Source organism: Sphaerisporangium sp. NPDC049002 (assembly GCF_040649355.1).
Taxonomy (GTDB): Bacteria; Actinomycetota; Actinomycetes; order Streptosporangiales; family Streptosporangiaceae; genus Sphaerisporangium.
Genome location: NZ_JBEZFH010000010.1, coordinates 19,198 through 40,175, shown reverse-complemented (window position 1 = coordinate 40,175; position 20,978 = coordinate 19,198). Strand labels below are relative to the sequence as shown.

At 70.5% G+C, this 20,978-nt stretch carries 23 protein-coding genes; 5 read left to right on the top strand and 18 right to left on the bottom strand.

Going from position 1 to position 20,978, the window contains the following annotated elements:
• Positions 1-2 precede the first annotated feature (2 nt).
• The 3 genes from plsX to crtI are packed head-to-tail and all read right to left on the bottom strand — an operon-like array spanning position 3 to position 3,372.
• Positions 3-1,010 carry a phosphate acyltransferase PlsX gene (gene plsX, locus AB0B89_RS04225; protein WP_358547861.1) on the bottom strand — a complete coding sequence of 336 codons (1,008 nt, stop codon included), beginning with the start codon at positions 1,008-1,010 and terminating at the stop codon, positions 3-5.
• Positions 1,007-1,906 carry a phytoene/squalene synthase family protein gene (locus AB0B89_RS04220; protein ID WP_358547858.1) on the bottom strand — a complete coding sequence of 300 codons (900 nt, stop codon included), beginning with the start codon at positions 1,904-1,906 and terminating at the stop codon, positions 1,007-1,009. The genes plsX and AB0B89_RS04220 overlap by 4 nt, the downstream gene beginning before the upstream one ends.
• Positions 1,903-3,372, bottom strand: coding sequence for a phytoene desaturase family protein (gene crtI, locus AB0B89_RS04215; RefSeq protein WP_358547855.1), 1,470 nt, complete (start codon positions 3,370-3,372; stop codon positions 1,903-1,905). The genes AB0B89_RS04220 and crtI overlap by 4 nt, the downstream gene beginning before the upstream one ends.
• 411 nt (positions 3,373-3,783) lie before the next feature.
• Here crtI and AB0B89_RS04210 point away from each other — a divergent pair, with 411 nt between their 5' ends.
• Together AB0B89_RS04210 and AB0B89_RS04205 are read left to right on the top strand one after the other, a co-directional pair.
• Positions 3,784-4,308: a sigma-70 family RNA polymerase sigma factor gene (locus AB0B89_RS04210; protein WP_358547853.1), complete on the top strand. Its 525-nt coding sequence runs from the start codon at positions 3,784-3,786 to the stop codon at positions 4,306-4,308.
• Positions 4,305-5,261 carry a DUF523 and DUF1722 domain-containing protein gene (locus tag AB0B89_RS04205; protein WP_358547850.1) on the top strand — a complete coding sequence of 319 codons (957 nt, stop codon included), beginning with the start codon at positions 4,305-4,307 and terminating at the stop codon, positions 5,259-5,261. The genes AB0B89_RS04210 and AB0B89_RS04205 overlap by 4 nt, the downstream gene beginning before the upstream one ends.
• Positions 5,262-5,315: 54 nt before the next feature.
• Here AB0B89_RS04205 and AB0B89_RS04200 read toward each other — a convergent pair whose 3' ends face one another.
• From AB0B89_RS04200 to AB0B89_RS04140, 13 genes are all read right to left on the bottom strand, one after another.
• Positions 5,316-5,885, bottom strand: coding sequence for a hemerythrin domain-containing protein (locus tag AB0B89_RS04200; protein ID WP_358547847.1), 570 nt, complete (start codon positions 5,883-5,885; stop codon positions 5,316-5,318).
• Between the two features lie 178 nt (positions 5,886-6,063).
• On the bottom strand, positions 6,064-6,438 hold the full coding sequence (locus AB0B89_RS04195; protein ID WP_358547844.1) for a hypothetical protein: 375 nt from the start codon (positions 6,436-6,438) through the stop codon (positions 6,064-6,066).
• A gap of 177 nt (positions 6,439-6,615) precedes the next feature.
• A complete protein-coding gene (locus AB0B89_RS04190; RefSeq protein WP_358547841.1) occupies positions 6,616-7,476 on the bottom strand; it encodes an SGNH/GDSL hydrolase family protein in 861 nt (286 codons plus the stop codon).
• Positions 7,477-7,805: 329 nt separating this feature from the next.
• Positions 7,806-8,168, bottom strand: coding sequence for a DUF488 family protein (locus AB0B89_RS04185; RefSeq protein ID WP_358547839.1), 363 nt, complete (start codon positions 8,166-8,168; stop codon positions 7,806-7,808).
• Positions 8,169-8,249: 81 nt separating this feature from the next.
• The gene (murQ, locus tag AB0B89_RS04180; RefSeq protein ID WP_358547837.1) at positions 8,250-9,155 is read right to left on the bottom strand and encodes an N-acetylmuramic acid 6-phosphate etherase; all 906 of its coding nucleotides are present in this window, start codon (positions 9,153-9,155) and stop codon (positions 8,250-8,252) included.
• 137 nt (positions 9,156-9,292) lie between these two features.
• Positions 9,293-10,390 carry a GNAT family N-acetyltransferase gene (locus AB0B89_RS04175; protein WP_358547834.1) on the bottom strand — a complete coding sequence of 366 codons (1,098 nt, stop codon included), beginning with the start codon at positions 10,388-10,390 and terminating at the stop codon, positions 9,293-9,295.
• On the bottom strand, positions 10,387-11,394 hold the full coding sequence (locus AB0B89_RS04170) for an ABC transporter ATP-binding protein (protein ID WP_358547832.1): 1,008 nt from the start codon (positions 11,392-11,394) through the stop codon (positions 10,387-10,389). The genes AB0B89_RS04175 and AB0B89_RS04170 overlap by 4 nt, the downstream gene beginning before the upstream one ends.
• On the bottom strand, positions 11,391-12,446 hold the full coding sequence (locus AB0B89_RS04165; RefSeq protein ID WP_358547830.1) for an ABC transporter ATP-binding protein: 1,056 nt from the start codon (positions 12,444-12,446) through the stop codon (positions 11,391-11,393). Before AB0B89_RS04165 ends, AB0B89_RS04170 begins: the two co-directional genes overlap by 4 nt.
• A 4-nt stretch (positions 12,447-12,450) precedes the next feature.
• Positions 12,451-13,383: an ABC transporter permease gene (locus AB0B89_RS04160; RefSeq protein WP_358547828.1), complete on the bottom strand. Its 933-nt coding sequence runs from the start codon at positions 13,381-13,383 to the stop codon at positions 12,451-12,453.
• The gene (locus AB0B89_RS04155; protein WP_358547825.1) at positions 13,380-14,417 is read right to left on the bottom strand and encodes an ABC transporter permease; all 1,038 of its coding nucleotides are present in this window, start codon (positions 14,415-14,417) and stop codon (positions 13,380-13,382) included. Before AB0B89_RS04155 ends, AB0B89_RS04160 begins: the two co-directional genes overlap by 4 nt.
• The gene (locus tag AB0B89_RS04150) at positions 14,414-16,207 is read right to left on the bottom strand and encodes an ABC transporter substrate-binding protein (protein ID WP_358547823.1); all 1,794 of its coding nucleotides are present in this window, start codon (positions 16,205-16,207) and stop codon (positions 14,414-14,416) included. The genes AB0B89_RS04155 and AB0B89_RS04150 overlap by 4 nt, the downstream gene beginning before the upstream one ends.
• A gap of 207 nt (positions 16,208-16,414) precedes the next feature.
• The gene (locus AB0B89_RS04145) at positions 16,415-17,221 is read right to left on the bottom strand and encodes an SAM-dependent methyltransferase (RefSeq protein ID WP_358547820.1); all 807 of its coding nucleotides are present in this window, start codon (positions 17,219-17,221) and stop codon (positions 16,415-16,417) included.
• A gap of 116 nt (positions 17,222-17,337) precedes the next feature.
• Positions 17,338-18,264 carry an NmrA family NAD(P)-binding protein gene (locus AB0B89_RS04140; RefSeq protein ID WP_358547817.1) on the bottom strand — a complete coding sequence of 309 codons (927 nt, stop codon included), beginning with the start codon at positions 18,262-18,264 and terminating at the stop codon, positions 17,338-17,340.
• Positions 18,265-18,368: 104 nt separating this feature from the next.
• Here AB0B89_RS04140 and AB0B89_RS04135 point away from each other — a divergent pair, with 104 nt between their 5' ends.
• The 3 genes from AB0B89_RS04135 to AB0B89_RS04125 all read left to right on the top strand — a co-directional run bounded on the left by AB0B89_RS04135 (position 18,369) and on the right by AB0B89_RS04125 (position 20,023).
• On the top strand, positions 18,369-18,938 hold the full coding sequence (locus AB0B89_RS04135) for a TetR/AcrR family transcriptional regulator (protein WP_358547815.1): 570 nt from the start codon (positions 18,369-18,371) through the stop codon (positions 18,936-18,938).
• 237 nt (positions 18,939-19,175) lie between these two features.
• Positions 19,176-19,421, top strand: coding sequence for a hypothetical protein (locus tag AB0B89_RS04130; RefSeq protein ID WP_358547811.1), 246 nt, complete (start codon positions 19,176-19,178; stop codon positions 19,419-19,421).
• 113 nt (positions 19,422-19,534) lie between these two features.
• Complete coding sequence (locus AB0B89_RS04125; protein WP_358547809.1) at positions 19,535-20,023, top strand: hypothetical protein; 489 nt, start codon at positions 19,535-19,537, stop codon at positions 20,021-20,023.
• Between the two features lie 229 nt (positions 20,024-20,252).
• Here AB0B89_RS04125 and AB0B89_RS04120 read toward each other — a convergent pair whose 3' ends face one another.
• Both AB0B89_RS04120 and AB0B89_RS04115 read right to left on the bottom strand, forming a co-directional pair.
• A complete protein-coding gene (locus AB0B89_RS04120) occupies positions 20,253-20,648 on the bottom strand; it encodes an ATP-binding protein (protein WP_358547806.1) in 396 nt (131 codons plus the stop codon).
• A 5-nt stretch (positions 20,649-20,653) separates the two neighbouring features.
• Positions 20,654-20,920: a hypothetical protein gene (locus AB0B89_RS04115; protein WP_358547804.1), complete on the bottom strand. Its 267-nt coding sequence runs from the start codon at positions 20,918-20,920 to the stop codon at positions 20,654-20,656.
• Positions 20,921-20,978: the final 58 nt, after the last annotated feature.

Sequence of the window (20,978 nt, the reverse complement as noted above, 5' to 3'; positions counted from 1 at the left end):
GCTCATGTGGCGGGGCCTGCGGTGAGATGGGAGGGGAGACGAGTGACGATCTTGCCCTCGGCCAGTTCGCGGGCCACCACGCAGGCCCGCGCGATCGTCGCGGCTCGCGAGGATCCGTGCGCCACGACGACGGTGCCGTTCAGCCCGAGCAGGGCCGCGCCGCCGTGCGTGCGGGGGTCGTAGCGTCCGGCGACCTCGCGCAACCGGTCCGGAGTCGCGATGCCCTCCTGCGCGACCATGGTCAGTGCCGCCCTGACGGACCCCTCGACGTTCTTGAGCACCACGTTCCCGGTGAAGCCGTCGGTGGCGATCACGTCGACGGTGCCCGCCAGCACGTCATGGCCTTCGACGTTGCCGTGGAACCGCAGTGGCAGCCCACGCAGGAGTTCCTCCGCCCTGCGGGTGAGCCGGTTGCCCTTGCCGGGCTCGGAGCCGATGGACAGCAACCCCACCGACGGGTCGGCCACCCCGAGCACCAACTCGGCGTACGACGCGCCGAGGAGGGCGAACTGCGCGATCATCTCCGGGGTGGGGTCGGAGGTCGCGCCCGCGTCGATCAGGACCGTGGAGCCGCCCGCGACGTTGGGCAGGGCCACCGCCAGCGCGGGCCGTAGCACGCCCTCGGCCTTGCCGAGTCCCCGGATCGCGCAGGTCACGACCGCGCCCGTGGAGCCGGACGACACGAAGGCCACTCCGGCACCCCGCCGGACCAGCCCGCAGCCGACCACCAGGCTGGACGCGGCCCGCCCGGCCGCGCCCGCGCCGCGCTCGGTCATGGGAACGACGTCCTCGGCGTCCACCACGTCGATCTCTCCGGCGGCGCCGTGCCGGGCGAGCTCCCGGCGTATCTCGCCCGCCCTGCCGACGAGCGTGACGCGCACGCCGTGGTCCCGTACCGCCGAGACCGCTCCCCTCACCGTCTCGGCCGGTCCGTGGTCGCCGCCCATCGCGTCGACGACGACCGGCCCCGGCGTCGCGCGCTCCCGGCGGCCGTGGCCGACGGCTCTCACGGCGTCTCGACGGTTACGCGCCGTTCGGCCCTGTCCGCCGAGGACGCCGCCAGCAGGTGCCGTACGAAGATCGAGATTCGGCGGCGCCGGGGCACGCGTGCCCTGGCCACCAGGACGTCGTGCCCGGCGGCCTCGATCTCGTCGAGGATTCCCCCGTACAGCTCGTACGCGGCGCGGATGCACGGCCGTGAGGAGGGGACCAGCAGCTCGATGCCCGCGAGCGCCTGGCGGTAGTGGTCCTTGGCCCGTTGCGCCTCGTACGCGAGCAGTTCGCGTACGGCCGGGACGGCTCGCGGGCGCCCGAGGTCCGAAACCTCCACGCCGAACTTGCCGAGGTCCTCCAGTGGGAGGTAGACCCGGCCGCGTTCCAGGTCCTCGGCGACGTCGCGCAGGAAGTTGGTCAGCTGGAAGGCGAGCCCGAGCTGGCGCGCGGGCTCGCGGGCGCGTTCCCCGGCCCCGGGAAGGGGTTCGAGCACCGGCAGCATCATCGTGCCGATGACGGCGGCCGAGCCCTCCATGTAGCCGAGCAGGTCGTCGTAGGTCGCGTAGCGGTTCACCGTCAGGTCGGCCCGCATCGACCGCAGGAAGGCCTCGATGTCGGCGTGGTCGATGCCGAACGACCGCACGGTGTGCGCGAACGCGGGCAGCACCGGGTCGTGCACCGGCTCGCCCGCGAGGGCCGGGACCAGCCGGGCGGTGAGGCCGTCCAGCGCCGTCTCGCGGTCTTCGGTCATGCCGAAGGAGTCCACGATCTCGTCCGCGTAGCGCGCGAAGCCGTACAGGGCATGCACGTGCGGGCGTTTCCAGGCGGGCAGCAGCAGGGTGGCGAGGTAGTACGAGCGGCCGTGGGCGGCGTTGAGCCTCCGGCACCGCTCGTAGCTGGCGGTCAGCGTCATGGTGAGGCCTCCAGGATGCGCTCGGCGGCCAGCCGGCCGGAGATCAGCACCGGTGGCACCCCCACCCCGGGAGCGGTGTGCATGCCCGCGAAGTGCAGCCCGGGGACCTGTCTGGCCCTTCCCGACGGCCGGAACCACGCCGTCTGGGTGAAGCGGTGGTCCAGGGCGAACGGGGTGCCCGCCGTGTGGCCGCGCCGCTCCCACTCGGGCGGGTCAAGGGTGAGCCGGGGCGCGGCCCGCAGGTCGCCGTACCCGAGGTCGGCGAGCCGGTGGAGCAGGCGGTTCTCCAGCCGGGGCGTCAGCCGGTCCCAGTCGCCGCCGCCCAGCATGTTGGCGGTGGGCTCCAGCACCGACAGCGTGGCGTGCCCGGCCGGTGCCGCGCCCGCGTCGGACTCCGGGTAGGTGACCAGCAGGTTCGGGTCGGGCTGTGGCCGGCCCGCGGACAAGGCGGTGAAGGTGGAGTCCCACTCCTTGCCGAAGTGCAGGGTGTGGTGCGCCTGGCCCGGGAGCCGCCGGTCGAGGCCGAAGTGCAGCACCAGGCAGGAGGGTGAGAACTTCGGGCGGCACAGCCGCCAGTCCCCCGCGCCGTCCGGCAGCAGGCCCGCGTGGGCGCGGGGCAGGTCGCAGGCGACCACGACGCTGCCCGCTATCAGGCGCAGGCCGTTCTCCAGCCGAACGGCGGCGACGCCGAACGCGTCCGTCTCGATCTTCGTCGCGCGCACGCCGTACAGGAAGGTGGCCCCGGCCTTCTCCGCGACGGCGGCCATGGCCCTCGGGATGGCGTGCATGCCTCCCTCCTCGGGAAAGTAGACGCCGCCGACGGTGTCCATGTGCGCCACCACGGCGTAGATGCCGAGGGCCCGCCGTGGCGACAGGCCCACGTAGAGCGCCTGGAACGTGTGGGCCCTGATCAGCCTGTCGTCGGTGAGGTGCCGCCTGACGAGCCGGTCGAGCCTGCGGAACCCGCCGAGCGCGGCGAGCCGCGACAGCGCGTACGGCTGGGCCAGGCTCCTGAGCCGGGTCATGTCGCGGTCGATGAACGAGGGCCACTCGGCCTCGAACATCTCGCCGAGGAGCCGCCGGAAGCCCTGGTACCGCGTCGCCTCGGCCGGTCCGCACAGGGCGCGCACCTGCTCGGTCATCGCCTCCTCCCCCGCCACGATGTCCAGGTGGGAGCCGTCGTGGTACTTGAGCCGATAGTAGGGGTCGAGCCTGCGCAGCCGCAGCCAGTGATCCAGGTCCTCGCCCGCCGCCGCGAACGTGTCGGCCAGCACGCCGGGCATCGTCAGTACGGACGGCCCGGTGTCGAAGCGGTAGCCTCCAAGGCTCGCCGTGCCGCAACAGCCTCCCGGCACGTCCCGGGCCTCGACCACCATCACTTCCCGCCCCGCCGCGGCGAGCCGGATCGCGGCGGAGAGACCGCCCAGACCCGCTCCGATGACCACGGCCGGGCCTCGCCTCGCCATCACCATAGGGGCAGCTCCTTTGATCGCTGCTAACCCTTTCGGCCGTGGCGGGCGTTCCGGATGCACATACGCTGCGCTGATCGCTTGGCGGGCGTTCCGGATCGACACACACGCTGCGCAGATCGTGAGGCGGGCGTTCCGGGGGCAGCGCGCGGGGGCGCCGATCGCATCGGGGCGGGATGCGTCCGTACGGGGCCAGGACCCGAAGGAACAAGGGGTAGGCCGGAAGGAGGAGCGATGGGCGTAAGACCGGCGGTGCGGGCTCCCGCTCGGCATGCCCTGGATGACCTCCTTGCGGGCAAGAGGGCCCCAGGTCAGGGCCGTACCGAATTGACCGTTTCTTGGGTGGCTCGCCATGGAATGATCTTGAACTGCCCGATCCCGGTGACCTTGAATGGGTCGCGGGGGCTCATGGACGACACGATTGGGGCCCGCCTCGCCATGGGCGAGGTGGAATCGCTCCGCGACTGCTACCGCGCGTACGCCCCGCTGGTCAGGTGCTACCTGCGGCGGCTCGTCCCCGCGCAGGACGTGGAGGACGTGCTGCAGATCGTGTTCACCGAGGTGTGGCGCTGCCGGCACCGGTTCGACCCGGCGAGGAGCATCGAGGCCTGGTTGCTCGGCATCGCCCGCAAGCGTGCCGTGGACCACCTGCGGGCGCGCGCGCCGTACACCGTGCCCCTGGACGCCGTCGGCGACCCCCCGGGCCAGGACGGCCGCGCCGCCGGAGACGACCTCGCCGACCGCGACCAGCTCAGCAGGGCCCTGGCCAAGCTGCCCGCTCCCCAGCGGCAGGCCATCGAGCTGGCCTACTACGGCGACCTGACCCAGCGGGAGATCGCGGAGCGCCTCCAGGTCCCCCTCGGCACGATCAAGGCCCGTACGACGCGCGGACTCCACCGCCTGTCCTCGCTGCTGGACGTGGCGGCGGGATGAGCGGCGAGCGCGTCCGGCCGCGCGTGGGGGTGTCGAGCTGCCTGCTCGGCGCGGCGGTGCGCTTCAACGGCGGTCACAGCCGTGACCGGTTCCTCTCCGACGCGCTGGCGGACCACGTGGACTGGGTGCCGATGTGCCCGGAGATGGACATCGGCCTCGGCGCCCCGCGCGAGACGCTCCGCCTCGAACACGCCCCGGAGGGTCCGCGCATGCTGACCCACAAGACCCGCAGGGACCTCACCGGGCCGATGACGGCCCTCGCGGCGGAGCGCGCGGCGGCCCTGCGCGCGGACGGCTACGTCTTCAAGTCCAAGAGCCCGAGCTGCGGCATCCACGGCGTCCCCGTCCACAACGGGGAGGCGGTCGCCGACCGGCGCAACCGGGGCCTGTTCGCGGACGGGATCATGAACGCCCACCCGCTGCTGCCGGTGGAGGACGAGGGACGGCTGCACGACGACGTGCTGCGCGAGGCGTTCGTCGAGCGGATCTTCGCGCACGCCCGGCTGAGGGAGCTGTTCGAGGGCGACTGGCGGCCCCGCGACCTGGTGGCCTTCCACTCCCGCCACAAGATGCAGCTCCTGGCCCACGACCCCTACGCCTACCGGGCGATCGGACGGCTGGTCGCCGAGGCCGGCACGTGCCCGAGGGACCGGCTCGCCGCCTCGTACCGCCACGCCTTCTGTACGGCTCTCGCCGTCAGGGCGACGACCGGCCGCAACGTCAACGTCCTCCAGCACTGCCTCGGTATGGTGAGCGGCCATCTGGACCCGGCGCGGCGCGCCGACCTCGTCGAGGTGATCGACTCGTACCAGGCCCGCCACGTGCCCCTCAGCGTGCCGCTGGCCCTGCTCCGCCACCACATCAGGGGCGCGGAGGCGACGTACCTGCGGGACCAGACGTACTTCTTCCCCTACCCCGACGAGCTGCGCCTGCGCAACCACGTCCCCTCCTGAGCCCCGTTCCGGTGGCGGATCTCGGTACGGCCGCCACCGGAACCGCTCTCGCCCTCAGTCCTTTCCCCGCCCGCTGGCGAGGTCGCGGATCCTGTCGACCAGGCCCGTGCCGGGGGCGAGGAGCTTGCCGACCAGAGGGTTGCCGGGCGCGGCGGGGTGCGGCCGGGTCGGAGCGATCTTCTTGATGGCCGTGATCTTCTTGCCGATGCCGTGCAGCTCTTCCGCGTCGGCGTACTTGACCAGCTCGGGGAACAGCCGGCTCTCCTCTTCCCGCATGTGCTCGCGCACGGCGGCCATGAGCTTGTCCAGCAGGTGACCGAAGGCGGGGTCGCCGGTGTCGGTGCGCTCCAGGTCCTTCATCAGGCGTTCGGCCTCCGCGTGCTCGCCGATCTCACGGTCGGCCAGGTCGTCGCCTCCGGGGATGAGCCTGCGCACCGCCGGATAGAGGTAGGCCTCTTCGGCGACAAAGTGCCTGACCAGCTCGATGATCACCTTTTCCGTCACGTGCCTGCGGCGTTCCTCGTCACCGCTGCCGCGCGACGCCTCCAGCTCGGCGAACATCTGCTCCACCTCGCGATGATCGGTGGTCAGCACGGTGATGACGTCGCCGTCGTGCTCCATCATGGAACTGTCTCCTCCTCGGCATGAGCGACCCAAGCCCGGTCGGCGTTACCCGGTGAGATCGCCGGGAAACACCATGACCTGCGGCTTACGCCCGCTCTGGCCCGCCGGAGGAAAGGCGCGAGAGGAACAAAGCCCGCGTTTCCAGGGGTTCCGCAGATATCGGCCTTTCCACGCGCGTCTAGGCGAACGCGTAGCACTCCACCTCGGCACGCCGGCGCGACAGGCCCTCGTCCCTCACCGAGCGGACGACGCAGCGGCGCTCCCTCCTGCTCAGCTTCAGCTTGCCGCACACGGTGATGCCGGAATAGGTGCGGCAGTCGAGATCTGGGTTCCACCTGCCGATGCGGTAGTTCCTTCTCACGTCCGCCCGGCACTGCCTGCGGAGCCTCTTGGTGTTCGCGTACCGGCACTGGTGGTACAGGATCTTGTACTGCGCCTTGCTCACCGTCGTCCTCGCCGCCGCCTGAGCCGTGCTCCCCCAGGCGGACGCGGTGACGACCAGGCCCGCCGCCATCACCATGAGCAGCAAGGTCACGGCGAATGTTCGCTTCATCATGCTCTCCCCCTGGGCTCAACGATAACTCGGGATATCTCACGAATCCGCCGCCGGGGGACATTTGTTCAATCACGACCGCATGCTCCTTGTCGACGGCAAGGAGATGAAGGCATTTAAACCGCCATCAAGTCATTTCTGATGAAAGGCATTTTGAACCCGGCCGGGGTTTCTGTGTCAGACGTCGTAGAGGGCGGAGAGGACCGAGCCGGCGATGAGCCGGTGCCCGGTGGCGTCGGGGTGGTCGCCGTCGTCGGCCAGCAGCTCCGTGTCGTCCCGCGTCCCGTCGGCGCCCTTGAAGGGCACGTAGAGGTCGACGTACCGCGCGCCAGCGGCGGCGGCCGCCGCGGCGAGGGTCTCGTTCACGGCCAGCGTGAGCCTGTCGCTGGTCGTCACGTACGCCTGGCCCTGGGCGCGGCCGACGGCGCCGTCCATGAAGACGTTCCAGTAGCCGGTCACGATGATCCGGCTCCCGTCGCGCTTCTCCAGCGCGCGGACCCTCCGCAGGATGGCGTCCATGTTGGCCCGCAGTTGTGCCAGGTCGTCCTTGAAGCAGGCCAGATCCGCGTCCGGACCGCAGGCGTCGTCCTCGATGGAGGCGCTGTCGAAGTCGTTCGCGCCGATCGTGATGATCGTGACGTCGGCCTCCACCACGGACTCCTCGGCCGCGTCGTCCGCGAGCTGGTCGAGCAGGCCCTTGGTCGTGAGCCCGGCGGCGGCGAGGTTCCTGCTGACGACCTCGGTTCCCTGCCGGGTCGCCAGGCCCTGGCCTACCAGCGAGACGTAGGTGGCGCAGTCGCACGCCGAGCCCGCCGGCACCGAGTCCCCCAGCCCCACGACCATGCCGACCGTACCGACCGACCCCGATGAAACCGACGAAGCCGCTGAAACCGACGGCCCCTGCCTCCCGGAGCCCGGCGACCCGGCCGGGCCCGCGGGCGGGGTGGCGATCGACACGCCCTGACGGCCCGGCGCGTCCGAGGCCGAGACGGCGTCGAGCGTGACGCCGAGGGAGGCGACCATGGACAACAGCGTCACGCCCACCCTGAACCGCGCCCGGCGTACGGCCCCGAGGGCTCGCCTGGAATGCCGGTTATGAGCATTTATGTCGCTCATGGGTGGATAGGGCATGATTCTATGGTGCCCTACGCCACTGGGTGCCTGGTGAGTACGCCCTGAGGACACGCTGAGAGAAGGTACTCCTCTGGACGCCCTCCGCTCAGGCTTTGCCGGTGATTCCGGCCCCGCTTTCACGAGCGGACCCCGGCGAATCCGGACTCACCCGGACGACCCGGCGGTCGGCTGGACCGGCGCGGGAGCGGTAGCTGAACCGGCCCAGGACGGTCAGACGGACTGGCGCAGGGCGGTCAGATGGGCCGGCGCAGGAGGTCGGCCAGGATGGCGGCGTGGCTGTGCTCCACGTCCCTGGTGGCGGTGAGCAGGATCACCGGCCCGTCCCTGAGCAGCCCGCGCAGCTCGTCCAGCGCGGCCCGGCGGGTGGGGCCGTCGAGCTCGGCGAGGTACCGGCCCCGGAAGTCCTCGAACCTCGCGGGGTCGTGGCCGTACCAGGTGCGCAGTTCGTTGGAGGGCGCGACGTCCTTGAGCCATTCGTCCACGTGCGCGTCCTCCTTGGCGAGGCCGCGCGGCCACAGGCGGTCGACCAGCACGCGTTTCCCGTCGCCCTGAGAGGGATCGTCGTAGACGCGGCACACCCGTACAGGCGGTGGCATCGCTCCCCCGTCCGTCGTGCGGCACCAGCTGTTCACCGAGAGTATGCCCAGATCAACGGCCCTCACCCTGCGTACCCGGTCCTAGCGGCCGGCTTCGAGCGCGCTGTCGAGCCGGTCACCGTAGGCCGCGAGCAGCAGGCGCGCCTCGTGCGCGTCGAGCCGGCGCTCGATCATCACGACGGCGGTCTTGACCTGGTGTCCCGCGGCCTCCAGGGCGAGGCGGGCGGCGGGGAGGTCGGCGCCGGTGATGTCGCCCACGATGCGGGCGGCCCGGTCGACGAGCTTGGCGTTGCTCGCCGACACCTCGACCATGTAGTTCCCGAAGGTACGGCCGCACTTGACCATCGAGATCGTCGAGATCATGTTGAGGACCAGCTTCTGCGCCGTGCCGGCCTTCAGCCGCGTCGAACCGGTCACCACCTCGGGCCCGACGACGACCTCGATGGCGTGGTGGGCGGCCCGCGAGAGCGGCACCCCAGGATTGCAGGAGAGCCCCACCGTGACCGCGCCCAGGCGGCGGGCCTCCGTCACGGCGGCCACCACGAACGGCGCCCGGCCGCTGGCGGAGATCCCCACCACCGAGTCCAGCGGTCCCGCGCCCTGCTCGCGGATGGCCGCGGCGCCGGCCTCGGCGTCGTCCTCCGCGCCCTCGACCGACCGGGTCAACGCCGGCACGCCGCCCGCGATGATGCCGCGCACCACCTCGGGGTCGGTGCCGAAGGTCGGCGGGCACTCCGAGGCGTCGAGCACCGCCAGCCGACCGGAGGTGCCCGCGCCGACGTAGAGCAGCCGCCCGCCCTCCTGCATGCGGGCGGCGATGTCGTCGATCGCGGCGGAGATCCGCGGGATCGCCCTGGCCACCGCGGCGGGGACGGTGGAGTCCGCCGCGTTCATGAGGCGGGCGATCTCGTCCGTCGGCAGCCTGTCGATCTGGCGGTAGCGGGGGTCGCTCTGTTCCGTCGTGGACAGCGCAAGTGGTCGGGCCATGACTCCTCATCTTCCAGGGTGTCGATAGTGGTTCACCGGGTCGCGCGTCGCCTCGGCCGGGGGGACGGCGGCGCGTCAGGCCAGGGGCGGCGCGTCAGGCCAGGGGCCGGGCGCGTCAGCCGGGGGGCGGGGGCGCGTCAGGCGAGGGGGCGGCGGTAGAGCCAGAAGACCCGCTCGACGTGGGCGCCCACGGCCTTGGCGTAGAAGCGCACCGGCCCCACCCAGCCGATCTGCGTGCTGCTGTACCCCGCCACCGCCTGCTCTTCGAGGCACCGCCGCAGAAGCACCCCGCCGACCCCGAGCCCCCGGGCGGCCTCGGCCGTGCCCATCGGGCCGAACCACCCCGGCCTGGCCCCCCAGGCGGCGAAGCCGAGGATCTCGCCCTGACGGGTGGCGTAGTGGCATCCGGTGGCCTGGGCGACCTCCCAGGCCCACGCGTCGTTCCAGTGCTCTCGGACGAACGCGATCACCTCCGAGCGCTCCCCGGCGGGCGCCGCGTGGACGGCTACCCCGGCCGAGGCGAGCCGGGCCATCTCCTCGTCCGCCGACGCGCCCGTACGGCCGCCGGGCGGCCGGCCGGTGAGTTCGCCGGGCTGGTGACCCGTGAGGTCGGCGGGCAGGTGTCCCGTACGGTCGGCGGGCAGGTGTCCCGTACGGTCGGCGGGCAGGTAGCGGATGAGGTCGGCGGTCATGTTCCAGGCGGTGCGGTACCTCTCGTAGCCGAGGCTCTCGGCCAGGCAGACCGCAGGGGTGTAGCGGACGTCGATGCCCGGCCAGGCGTAGCAGGGCGGGTTTCCCGCCAGGCGCACCTCGCGCGCTCCGCGTTCCCGCAGCCATCCCTCGGCCGCCGCCACCAGCGCCCGTCCCGTCCCGTGGCCCTGGGCGGACGGGCGCACGGCCAGCAGGTCCACGTGGCCCACGCCCTCGGTGGCGGAGGCGGAGACGAACACGACGCCGTCGAGGCCGGGCGTCACCAGGGCGGCCCGGTCGCGTCCCTCGGGCGGATCCGCGAGCCGTGCCACGAGCTGCGGCGCGTCGGTGGCGTCCAGCGTGAGCGACGCCTGGGCGAGCTCGCCGATGGCGGGCAGCTCGGCCGGGACCGCCGGGCGGATGCCGCTGCCCGTACTCCCCGAACGTCCGCCGCCCGAAGGCGCGCCCACGCGGTCGTCGCGGGGAGGGCCCGCGCGGTCGTCGCGGGGGGCACCTGCGTGGTCGTCGCGGGCGGCGTCGCTCACGCGACCGCCTCGACCGGGATGACGTTCCGGCGCTGCGGGTGGAAGCACGCGTGCTCGTGGGTCGACTCCGCGCCCCGCTCCAGCGTGGGGAGCTCGATCTCGCAGCGCTCGGTACGGAACGGGCACCTGCGGGCGAACAGGCATCCGCCGTCCGCGAGACGCTCGTCGAGCGCCTCGGTCGGCACGACCCGCTCCGGGCCGGGCTGCTCCAGCCCGTGCAGGACGGGGATCGCCGACAGCAGCGACTGGGTGTACGGATGCGTCGGGCCGGAGATGACGGTCTCGGTGAGCCCGCGCTCGACGACCTGCCCCCGGTAGAGGACGTAAAGCTCGCCCTCGTCGCCGATGTACCTGGCGGTGGCGATGTCGTGGGTGATGAACAGCACGCTGACCCCGAGCCGCTCGCGCAGGTCCTTGAGCAGGGCGAGGATGCTCAGCCGCATGGACACGTCGATCATCGAGACCGACTCGTCGGCGACGAGCATCTCGGGGTCGACGGTGAGCGCGCGGGCGATGACAACGCGCTGGCGCATGCCGCCCGAGAGCTGGTGGGGGTAGCGGCCGAGCACGTAGCCGGGGTCGATGCCCACCAGGGAGAGCAGCTCCTCGGCGCGATCGTCCACCCAGTCCTTCGAGCGGCCCGTCTGACGCGCGCGCAGGGTCAGCGGCGCCTGCAGGGTCTGGTGGATCGTGCGCGTGGGGTTGAGCGCCGAGTACGGGTCCTGGTGGATCAGCTGGATCTTGCGGAAGTACGGCTGCCGGCGCCGCTGCCGGAGGGAGGACATCGGGGTGCCGTCGATGACGATCTCGCCGGAGTCGTAGGTCTCCAGCCCGGCGATGATCCGCCCGAGCGTGGTCTTGCCGCATCCGGACTCGCCGATGAACGAGACCGCTCCGCCCTTTTCGATGGCGAAGTCGACGCCGCGCAGCGCCCGCACGTCACGGGCGCCGAGGACGTTGCCGCGCTGCTTGTAGGTCTTGGTGATGCCGGTGCCTGTGATCACGCGTGCTCCTCGTGTTCCGCCGGGGAGTTCGACCGCTCGACCGCGTGGCACGCGACGATCCGCTCGTCGTACCGCGTCGGGAGCGGGTCCACCGTCTCGCAGATGTCCATGCGGAGCGGGCAGCGCTCCCGGAAGACGCATCCCCGCGTGGGCAGGGTGCCAAGCGTGGGGGGCCGTCCGGGCAGCGCCTGGGCCTCGTCGGTGTCGCCGGAAAGGCGCGGGATCGCCCGGATCAGGCCCTTGGTGTAGGGGTGGCTGGGCGCGCCCAGCACCTGCATGGTGGGGCCGTGCTCGACCACGCGCCCGCCGTACATCACGGCGAGGTGGTCGGTGACCTCGGCCGCCACGCCGATGTCGTGGGTCACCAGCAGGGTCGTGAGGCCGCGCTCCTTGTGGACCTCGCGGACGATGCGCAGGATGGTGGCCTGCGTGATCATGTCGAGCGCCGTGGTCGGCTCGTCCAGGATGACGAGCTGCGCGTTGAGCACCAGGGCGAGCATGATGCCGACGCGCTGGCGCATCCCTCCCGACAGCTCGTGCTGGTGGGAGTCGAGCACGCGCGCGCCGTCCAGGCCCATGCGCTCCAGCAGTTCCTTGGCGTCCCGTACGAGCGCGCGCTGGTCCTCGACGCCGTGGGAACGGCCGAGGTCGAGCAGTTGCTTGCCGACCGTCTTGAGCGGGTTGAGGGAGTTCTGGGCGGCCTGGAAGACGTACCCGAGGTGACGGCCGCGCGCCTCGCGCAGGTCGTTCCCCGCCAGTTCGAGGACGTCTCCGAGACCGTCGATCTCGACGCTGCCGCTCCTGACGCGGCCGGGCGACTGCACGGCGTTCAGCAGCGAGAGCGCCAGCGTGGACTTGCCGGAGCCGGACTCCCCCACGATGCCGGTGATGGTCCCCGGCTCGATCGTGAGGCTGACTCCCCCGAGCGCGGGCAGTTCGCCGAGCGGGGTCTTGTAGACGACCGTGAGATCGCGGACGCGAACGCCGGGGGCGGTGCTCGCGCCGGGCCCGGCGACCAGGTCGCCGGAGCCGGGAGGTGCGGTGGTGGTCACCTGGTTACTCCTCACGCAGCCGTGGGTTGAAGATCTCGTCCATCGCGTCCACGATGAGCACGATGCCGAGCGTGAGCAGCAGGATGGCGAGCAGCGGCGCCAGCAGGTACGGCAGCGCGGCCGTGCTGGTCAGGGCCCCGCCGCCGAAGACGGCGAGGTTCAGCATCACGCCCCAGTTGTTGGAGTCGAAGGGCAGGACGCCGAGGAAGAACAGGCCCACCTGGGCGTAGATCGCGCCGGTCACGGCGATGAGCACGTTCATCGCGATGTACGGCGCCATGCTGGGCAGCAGTTCGCGGGCGACGATGTGCCGGGTCGACAGGCCGAGGCCCTTGGCGGCCTCGATGAACCCGCGTTCGCGCAGGGAGAGCGTCTGCGACCGTACGGCCCGCGCGACCCCGCCCCAGCCGAGCAGGCCGAGCACCAGGCCCATCTCCAGCGGGCTGTTGAACTTCCAGACGGTCGACAGCACCAGCAGCAGCGGAAGGCCGGGGATCGTGAGCTGGAGGTCGGTGATCCGCATGAGCACGCTGTCCCAGCGCCCGCGGTGGAAGCCGGCGAGCAGCCCGAGGGCCGTGCCGAGCGCGACCGTGATGGCCGCGGTGGCGAGGCCGGTGAGGATGACGTACCGCGAGCCGGTGACGACCAGCGCGAGCACGTCGGTGCCCTCGAAGTCCGTGCCGAAGGGATGGGCCAGGCTCGGCGCGGCGTAGAGCGCGTCGTCGTCGCGCGGGAGGTGGGCGGGGTAGAGCATCGGCCCGGCCACCGCCATGATCGCGAACAGCGCGACGATGGCCACGCCGAGGATGCGGCTGGGCTTGCGGCGCAGCACGCGCCCGACGCCCCGCCAGAAGTTGCGCCGCAGGGTCGCGCGCATGCCCCCCGGGCCCTGGCTGCTCCCCCCGGTTCCCCCGGGCAGGAGTGTGGTCACCGTCATGCCGTGCCTCCTGTACGCACCCGGGGGTCGATCACGGCGTACAGCAGGTCCGCCGCGATGTTGGCGACGATGATCGCCATCGTGGTCACCAGGAAGGTGCCGCCCATCAGGGCGTAGTCGCGGGCGCCGATGCTGTTGACGAGCAGCAGCCCGAGCCCGGGGTAGTTGAAGATGCGCTCGATGAAGATCGCGCCGCCGAACAGCATGCCGAGCGACAGCGCGAGGATCGTGAAGAGCGGCAGGATCGCGTTGCGCGCCACGTACCGGAACAGGACTCCCCTGGACAGTCCGCGCAACTCGGCGGCCAGGATGAAGTCGTCGCCGAGCACGGTGGCCACGCTGGACTTCATCGCCAGCACCCACCCGCCGTAACTGGCCAGCGCGTACGTCAGCACGGGCAGGGTGGCGTGGTGAATGAGCGAGGCCAGGTAGCCGGCGTTGAAGCCGGGCACGAACTCGACGTCGACCGGGCCCCCGGCGGGGAAGATCGGCCACAGGGTCGTGAAGATCGCCAGGACGAGCAGCCCGATGACGTACTGCGGCACGCCGTGGAGCAGCGAGCCGGAGATCGACAGCAGGTCGCCGAGCTTGCCGGACCGCTTGATTCCCGCGTAGACCCCGAGCGTCACGCCGAGCACGAAGCTCAGCAGCGTGCCCCCGAGGACCGGCAGCACGGTCCACTTGGTGGCCGAGGCGATCAGCGTGACGACCTCGGTGCCCGGCGTGCTGAGCGACTGGCCGAGGTCGAGGTGGATCAGCGCCTTCATGTAGCCGACGTACTGCTCCCACAGGCTGCCGGTGGGCAGGAACCCATACAGCGCCGCGGTCGCGCGTTCGGCCTGGTCAGGGGACATGCCGCGCTCGATCAGCGTCTCGTACTGACCGAGCACCGGGTTGCCGGGGATGTTGCGGATGATCACGAAGCTGATCGTGGTGACCACCCAGATCATCACCAGGCCCCGGACCAGATGGCCCGCGAGCCGTCGGGGTACCGCGTTCTTCCGGGGACCGCCCCGGGGCGCGAAGAGCTTCATACGCTGTTCTTCCTGATCATCCCGAGTTGCATCCACACGCCCGCGGGCAGCCGCAGCGCCTCGCTGCCCGCCTCCGGCCAGCCGGTGTAGCGGGTCGTGTTGACGAACTGCGTGTTGACGTAGTCGTAGATCTGGATGACGGGGAGCTGCTCGTTCGTCAGCCTGGCCAGCGTGCCGACGATCCTCTTCTGCTCCTCCGGGGACGCCAGGTTGAGCTGGTTGGTGAGCTCTCCGGGATTCACCCCGCCGATCGTCTCGGGGCCGGCCATCCAGTTGCCGTTCTTGCCCGGCGGAGAGTGCCTGAGCCGCCCGGCGAGCAGCGACCAGCCGTTGGCCGAGCCGTACACGCGCTGGTAGATGTTGTACGGCGAGGGCCCGAGTGCCATCAGCCAGAACCCGATGTCGAACTTTCCTGAGGACAGCTCGTCCAGGTAGAGGATGTAGTCGGCCGAGGTGACCACGCTGGCCTCGATGCCGTGGTCGTTGAGCTGGCTCGTGATCGACTTGGCCGCCGCGACCCAGTCGGAGAACGACGCGGGCACGTTGAGCTGCACCTTCCAGGGCTTGCCGTCGGGCATCGCCCACGTGCCGCCCTTCTTGACCATGCCGGCGGCCCTCAGCTCCTTGTCCGCCTTGGCGGCGTCGACCTTGTACTGGTCGAGGGCGCCGATCTGGTCGCCCAGCCACGCCTTGGCGGCGCTGCCGTGGATGCCGGTCGTGGTGACCGACGGGGTGCCCGCCTCCGGAGAGGCGATCTTCGTGACCTGGTTCCTGTCGATCAGGTACGCGAGGGCCCGCCGCACGTGCACGTTGTCGTACGGCTTGCGCGCCTGGTTGAACGCCAGGGACGCCGCCACCGGGGAGTAGCCCTTGCGGATGTCGTTGCCCGGGGTCTCCTTGATCCGCGTCATGACCGCGGCGGGCACGGCCGTGAAGGGCGCGCTGTCCAGCTTGCCGGAGACCAGGTAGTTCCAGATCTGCTCGTTGCCGGTGTAGTTGAGGACCTTCACCTTGTCGGGCACGATCTTGGCGGCGTCGTAGAAGTACGGGTTCCTCTTCAGCAGGGCCGCGCCGGGGTTGACCCGCTCCAGCACGAACGGGCCCGCCGAGACGTCCTCGCGCGGCGCGAAGGCGATGACCTTCTGCGACAGCCCGGTGATCTCGGTCTTGGCCTTCTCGGCGGCGGGGCCGGTGCCCCTGGCCGCCGTCAGCGTCGTCCAGAAGCCGGCGGGCAGCAGCGGACCGTACACCTGGGCGGGGACGACGACCGTGGAGAGCACGTTCCTGAGGAACGCGTTGCTCCGGTTGGCCCCCTGAACGATCTTGACGGTCTTGGCGTCCACGATCTGGATGTCGGCCGCCGCGCCCGCCGCGCCCGCGTTCACGGTGTACGCGCTGCCGCCCTGGGTATAGGCGAGGCCGATGGACACGCGGATGTCCTCGCTGGTGACCGGCTTGCCGTCAGACCAGCGGGCGTCCGGCTGCAGGTGGATGACGACCTCGCCCTGGTCGGGCGTGGCGGTCCAGCTCGCGGCGAGACCCGGGTAGAACTGGTTCGGGTCCATCAGGTCGTTCTTGGGCCAGGCCAGCGACATCGCGTCGTAGCCGACGAACGTGCTCCCCTGAGGGTTGAACGGGTTGATCGGTGCGGTCGCGTCGATCTGCTTCGCGCCGTCGATCGTGGTGTAGATGCCTCCCGAACCGGCCGAATCACCGGTCTCCGTGGTGCCGCAGGCGGCAGTGGCTGTGGCGACCGCCGCCAGGGCCGCGATCGCTGCGAGTCGCTTCATGAAGTGCTCCAGGTCCCCGATTGCCAGGACCATACGGGCGCCAGGGCAGGGTGGTCAATTTTTTTCCTCCGTACACCCTAGCATGAAGTTATTCTTTACCTAAGCCGCTCACCTGCGATAACACCGTCCGGCTAGCCGATGGCCGGGTACGAAACAGGGCCCCGGCGTCCAGCCGGGGCCCTGTTTCGCTGCTTGACGGGGGTCGGGTCAGAGGATCCTGCCGACGCCGCCGACGGCGCCCGCCTCACCCTCCTTGACGATCGCGAAGCCCATCTCGGGCCGCCAGTCGTGCAGGGGGACCACTCCGGGGTCCACCAGATCGAGCCCCTCGAAGAACGCCCGCACCTGCCCGGGGGACCGCGAGGTGACCCCGGGGGCCGAGGTACGGCTGAAGACCTTGTGCCCCTCGGCGCCCTTGTCCTCGCTCAGGTCGCCGATCGAACCGTGGGAGACGACCAGATGGCCTCCGGGCCCGAGCGCCGATCGGAAGGTCGTGACGATCTTCATGGCCTCGTCGTCGTCCGGGATGAAGTGCAGGACGCCCAGCAGGAGGATCGCCACGGGCTGGGAGAAGTCGAGATGGGCGCGGACGTCCGGATGGTCGAGAAGCTCCTGCGCGCCGCGCATGTCGGCCCCGACGACCGCCACCCGGTCGTTCTCGGCGAGGAGCGCGCGGGCGTGGGTGAGCACGATGGGGTCGTTGTCCACGTAGACGACCCGGGACTCCGGCGCGAGCTCCTGGGCGACCTGGTGGACGTTGCGCTGGGTCGGCAGCCCCGCCCCGACGTCGAGGAACTGCCGTACGCCCTGCTCACTGAGGTAGGTCACCGTGCGGACCAGGAACTCGCGGTTCTCCCGGGCGACGTCGCGCACGTTCGGGAGGATCTCGATGATCTTCTCGGCCGCCTCGCGGTCTGAGGCGAAGTTGTCCTTGCCTCCGAGGTAGTAGTCGTAGATCCGCGCGACGCTCGGCGTGTACGGATCCACGCCTGCCGGTGTCTCGAACTCGTTCAACGCCGCTCCTCGACCGCTTACCCGTACATTCAGGATGGTAAGCGATCTCCATCGCTTTTCTAATCTCCCACCCCAATTTCGGACAGACGACGCGAGAAGCGCGACGCGCTCAAGGGTCAGGCAGTGGCCCGCAGGTGTTCGCGCGCCCATTCCTCGAAGGTCGTGAGCGGGATGCCGAAGGCCCGCGCGTACTCCGGGCGGGCGCGCTGACCGGCCACGTTGATGAATTCGTGGGATGTGACGCCCGGCCCTGGCATTCCCGCGGCGACCGCCTCCTCCATGGTCATGTCGGGCGCGGGCAGCTCGGTGCCGAAGGCGCGGGAGAGGACCTCGGCGATGTCCGTCAGCGTCAGGTAGTCGCCGGCCAGTTCCAGCTCGACCCCGTGGAAACGCTCTGGTGCGGCGATGGCCGCGGCGGCCGTCGTGCCGATGTCGTGGACCGCGACGAGGGAGAGCCGGGTGCCGGGCTTCAGCACGGTCACCAGGCCGCCCTCGACGCCGCGGGGCAACAGGTAGGCCACGGACGGGAGGAAGTTCTCCATGAAGAAGCCCGGCTTGATGATCGACCAGTGCGTGAAGCCCGCCTCACGCACACGGTCCTGGGCGCCGGCCTTGGCGGCGAAGACGGGCTCCATCGAGGCCCAGCGGCCCTCGGCCCAGCCTGGGGCCTCGGTGTGGTGCCCCGCGCCGGTGACGGACGTGTGCACGAACTGCGGCACGCCCGCGGCCAGCGCGCCTTCGACCAGGTTGACGGCCTGGGTCAGCTCGCCCTCGAAGTCGAAAGCGCTTCCCTTCATCGCGGGCATCTGCACCGAGAAGACGGCTCGGGCTCCTTGCGCGGCCCTGACCACGGAGTCGCGGTCGTGGAGGTCGCCGGTGACCAGTTCGGCCCCGAGCGCTTCGACCGCCCTCGCCCGGTCGGTCGCGGGGTCGCGTACCAGCGCCCGGACGGGGACGCCGTTCGCGAGCAGGGCGCGGGCGGTGGCACCACCCTGCCGTCCTGTGGCGCCGGTGACCAGGACAGGTGCGGGATCGGTGGACATGAGGCGTCTCCTCTGGTGCGCATCCGTTAAACGGCGGACCCCGCCGTTTATGCTTCGGTAAGATACGGCGGGCCCCGCCATTTAGCAACTGTGAGGTGATCGCCATGCCCGTCCAGCGTGCGGACGCCCGGCGCAACTACGCACACCTGCTCGCCGTGGCCGAGGAGGCGATCGCCGCGCACGGCGCCGACGCGTCCCTGGAGCAGATCGCCCGCACCGCGGGAGTCGGATCCGCCACCGTGCGCCGGCACTTTCCCAGCCGCCACGCGCTGCTGCAGGCGGTCTTCCGTGAACGGGTCGAGACCCTGTGCGCCCACGCCCGCGACCTGACCGGCAGGGCCGACACCCGGGCCGCGCTGCTGGAGTGGCTGAGCGCCGTCACCGCGGACGCCGCGACCATCCGGGGGCTGGCCATCGCTATGGCCCGCGACCGGGCGAGCGAGCCGGACGTGACGCACGACAACTGCTGCTCGGCGCAGCTCACCGAGGCGGGCGCCCCACTGGTGCGCCGCGCCGCAAGCGATGGCGCGCTGACACCGGGCGTGACCATCGCCGACCTTCTCACCCTGATCACCGGCATCGCCCTGGCCACCGAACAGCACCCTGACCCCGCCGCCGAGGCAGGCCGGCTACTCGACCTGACCGTGGCGGGATTCAGTCCCCCTAAGGAGTGAGCGGATCGGCCAGCGGTGACTCATTGACACAGATCTCGCTGCCCATGCATATGCATCGCTGTTTCACGACTCTGCGGCGTGCACTTGGGCATCGTCGCTGCCCATCTTCTCGGAATTCCGAACCGATCCCGGGCCCCTCGGCCTCCATTAGCCTCCATTAGGAGGTGGTGCCCCCGCCGTTCACGTCCGCGTTCAGCACCGTGCCCGCCCATACCTGACGTAGCCAAACGGCGCGATGTGCGTGGTTTCCACGATGGCCGGTTGCTAATGATAAAGAGTCAAAAACTTTTCACTTTCCCCTTTTCGCCCCTCGCTCAAACCTGGCGCCCGCCTGTAGACGCGGTCTTCCAGACCATCCTCAAGACCCGCATCTGCGGGAAGCTGACCGGGACGGTGTTAGGCATGTCACGCAAGGAGCGCTGCAACCGTCAGGCTGACCTGTTCTACAACGCCGTCAGAGCCAAGGGCGATGGTTTCCTGTAAACGACCCTGGCTTCATTAGTACGGTTTCCTGGTGGGCGCGCTGTCTCGCGCCCACCAGGTCCGCCACAATCCACCCCTGCGGTTGCGGCGAAGAGGAAATGAGGAATTACGCGATGAGCAGAAACTTCGGCATGTCGGCGCGAATTGCACGGGCCATAACGGTCATCGCCTATGGGGCGGCGGTCGTGACCGTGACCTGGGCCACGGTCGGCAACCTTCTGGGTGATCAGATCTACGGGCGCCTTCTTATGGTCCTCCTGGCCTTACCTGTGTCGATCGTCGACTGGCTGGTGGGCGACATGGTCTTCAACGCGCTGCGCGGTGGCCCGGCCGACACCTCCAGCGGGGTCGTGGACTTCATCGCCCTTGGCTGGCCCGGGATCGCAATGATGATCGTCTTGGCCGTCCTGTTGACGCGTGGCCGCCGCCGGCCAGGGCTCGTCGCCGGATGGCTGCTCACCGCCGCGACGTTCATCTGCGGCGCCGCCATCCTTCTCGACTCGTGGTCGCCCCGCCGCCCGTGGGGGTGGCCGCTGCTGGCCTACGCTTTGATCATGGCAGGCGGCCTCATCGTCTCACGGCGCCGAGAACCCACAGCTTGACCGGCACCAGCCAGTCCCGGACCGTTTTAAAGACCGTCGTTGTCCCAATCCCGCTCATCAGGGTCGAGGAGTTGGCCGGATGCCGGTCGGACCGGGTGAAGGAGCTCATCGCGGCTTCCTCCCGGCGGGAGTCTCGGTGGTAATGACCATTGGCCTTGCTTTGATCGGCCGAACGGCGAATGTTCTGACAGATCTGACGCCCGTTCCCCGACGTAGGCCGAGGACCCGATCATCCCGTCACCTCGAACCAGATGGTCCGGCCTGTCGTGTCCTGTTCCCAGCCCCAGGCCGACGACAGCTCGCGTACGAGCCACAGCCCACGGCCGCTCTCGCTGAGCGGGTCGACCTGTGCGGGGATCTGCGGAATGGCGCCGGTCGAGCCCTGGTCGATCACTTCGACACGTACGGCGTGACCGGTGTCCCTCGCCACGAGCCTCACCACTCCGCAGGCCGTACGCCCGCTGTCGGTGTGCCGCACGGCGTTCGTGACCAGTTCGCTGACCAGCAGTTCGACTTCGTCCACGCCCTGGTGGCCGGCCGCGGTCAGCAGTTCGCGCATACACGCGCGTGCGACCGAGGCCGCCGTGACCGTGCCCGGGAGATCGATCGCCCCAAGGAGCCCCACGGTCCTCATTGGGCCAGGTCCCAGATACGGTCAGCCGCGTCACCCGACAGCGCGCGTACCCTCTGCCCCTCGCCCCGACCCCACGTGAAGAACCACGTGCCCTTACGCGACATCGCCATGACCTTCAACGGCCCCGACGTCCGAGAAACCAGCAGGATCGGCTCCTCACGACTCGTAAGGTCAACCGCCGCGCTCAGACCCCGTTTATGCAGATCCCACGCCAGCCGGACCAAGTGAATGAACTGCTCTTCCTGCCGGGTACGCGCTGCCATCTACCGACCTCCATCCCATGTAGGTTCCCGGTCATGATGGGCGTGCCCAATTCATGCT

What these genes read in the sequence shown, in the direction of transcription:
- AB0B89_RS04195 (WP_358547844.1), bottom strand. Translation starts at nt 6,438, where the DNA reads ATGAAGCGAACATTCGCCGTGACCTTGCTGCTCATGGTGATGGCGGCG.
- AB0B89_RS04185 (WP_358547839.1), bottom strand. Translation starts at nt 8,168, where the DNA reads ATGCCACCGCCTGTACGGGTGTGCCGCGTCTACGACGATCCCTCTCAG.
- AB0B89_RS04160 (WP_358547828.1), bottom strand. Translation starts at nt 13,383, where the DNA reads ATGACGGTGACCACACTCCTGCCCGGGGGAACCGGGGGGAGCAGCCAG.
- AB0B89_RS04155 (WP_358547825.1), bottom strand. Translation starts at nt 14,417, where the DNA reads ATGAAGCTCTTCGCGCCCCGGGGCGGTCCCCGGAAGAACGCGGTACCC.
- AB0B89_RS04135 (WP_358547815.1), top strand. Translation starts at nt 18,369, where the DNA reads ATGCCCGTCCAGCGTGCGGACGCCCGGCGCAACTACGCACACCTGCTC.
- AB0B89_RS04140 (WP_358547817.1), bottom strand. Translation starts at nt 18,264, where the DNA reads ATGTCCACCGATCCCGCACCTGTCCTGGTCACCGGCGCCACAGGACGG.
- AB0B89_RS04205 (WP_358547850.1), top strand. Translation starts at nt 4,305, where the DNA reads ATGAGCGGCGAGCGCGTCCGGCCGCGCGTGGGGGTGTCGAGCTGCCTG.
- murQ (WP_358547837.1), bottom strand. Translation starts at nt 9,155, where the DNA reads ATGGCCCGACCACTTGCGCTGTCCACGACGGAACAGAGCGACCCCCGC.
- AB0B89_RS04210 (WP_358547853.1), top strand. Translation starts at nt 3,784, where the DNA reads ATGGACGACACGATTGGGGCCCGCCTCGCCATGGGCGAGGTGGAATCG.
- crtI (WP_358547855.1), bottom strand. Translation starts at nt 3,372, where the DNA reads ATGGCGAGGCGAGGCCCGGCCGTGGTCATCGGAGCGGGTCTGGGCGGT.
- AB0B89_RS04115 (WP_358547804.1), bottom strand. Translation starts at nt 20,920, where the DNA reads ATGGCAGCGCGTACCCGGCAGGAAGAGCAGTTCATTCACTTGGTCCGG.
- AB0B89_RS04125 (WP_358547809.1), top strand. Translation starts at nt 19,535, where the DNA reads ATGAGCAGAAACTTCGGCATGTCGGCGCGAATTGCACGGGCCATAACG.
- AB0B89_RS04220 (WP_358547858.1), bottom strand. Translation starts at nt 1,906, where the DNA reads ATGACGCTGACCGCCAGCTACGAGCGGTGCCGGAGGCTCAACGCCGCC.
- AB0B89_RS04150 (WP_358547823.1), bottom strand. Translation starts at nt 16,207, where the DNA reads ATGAAGCGACTCGCAGCGATCGCGGCCCTGGCGGCGGTCGCCACAGCC.
- AB0B89_RS04200 (WP_358547847.1), bottom strand. Translation starts at nt 5,885, where the DNA reads ATGATGGAGCACGACGGCGACGTCATCACCGTGCTGACCACCGATCAT.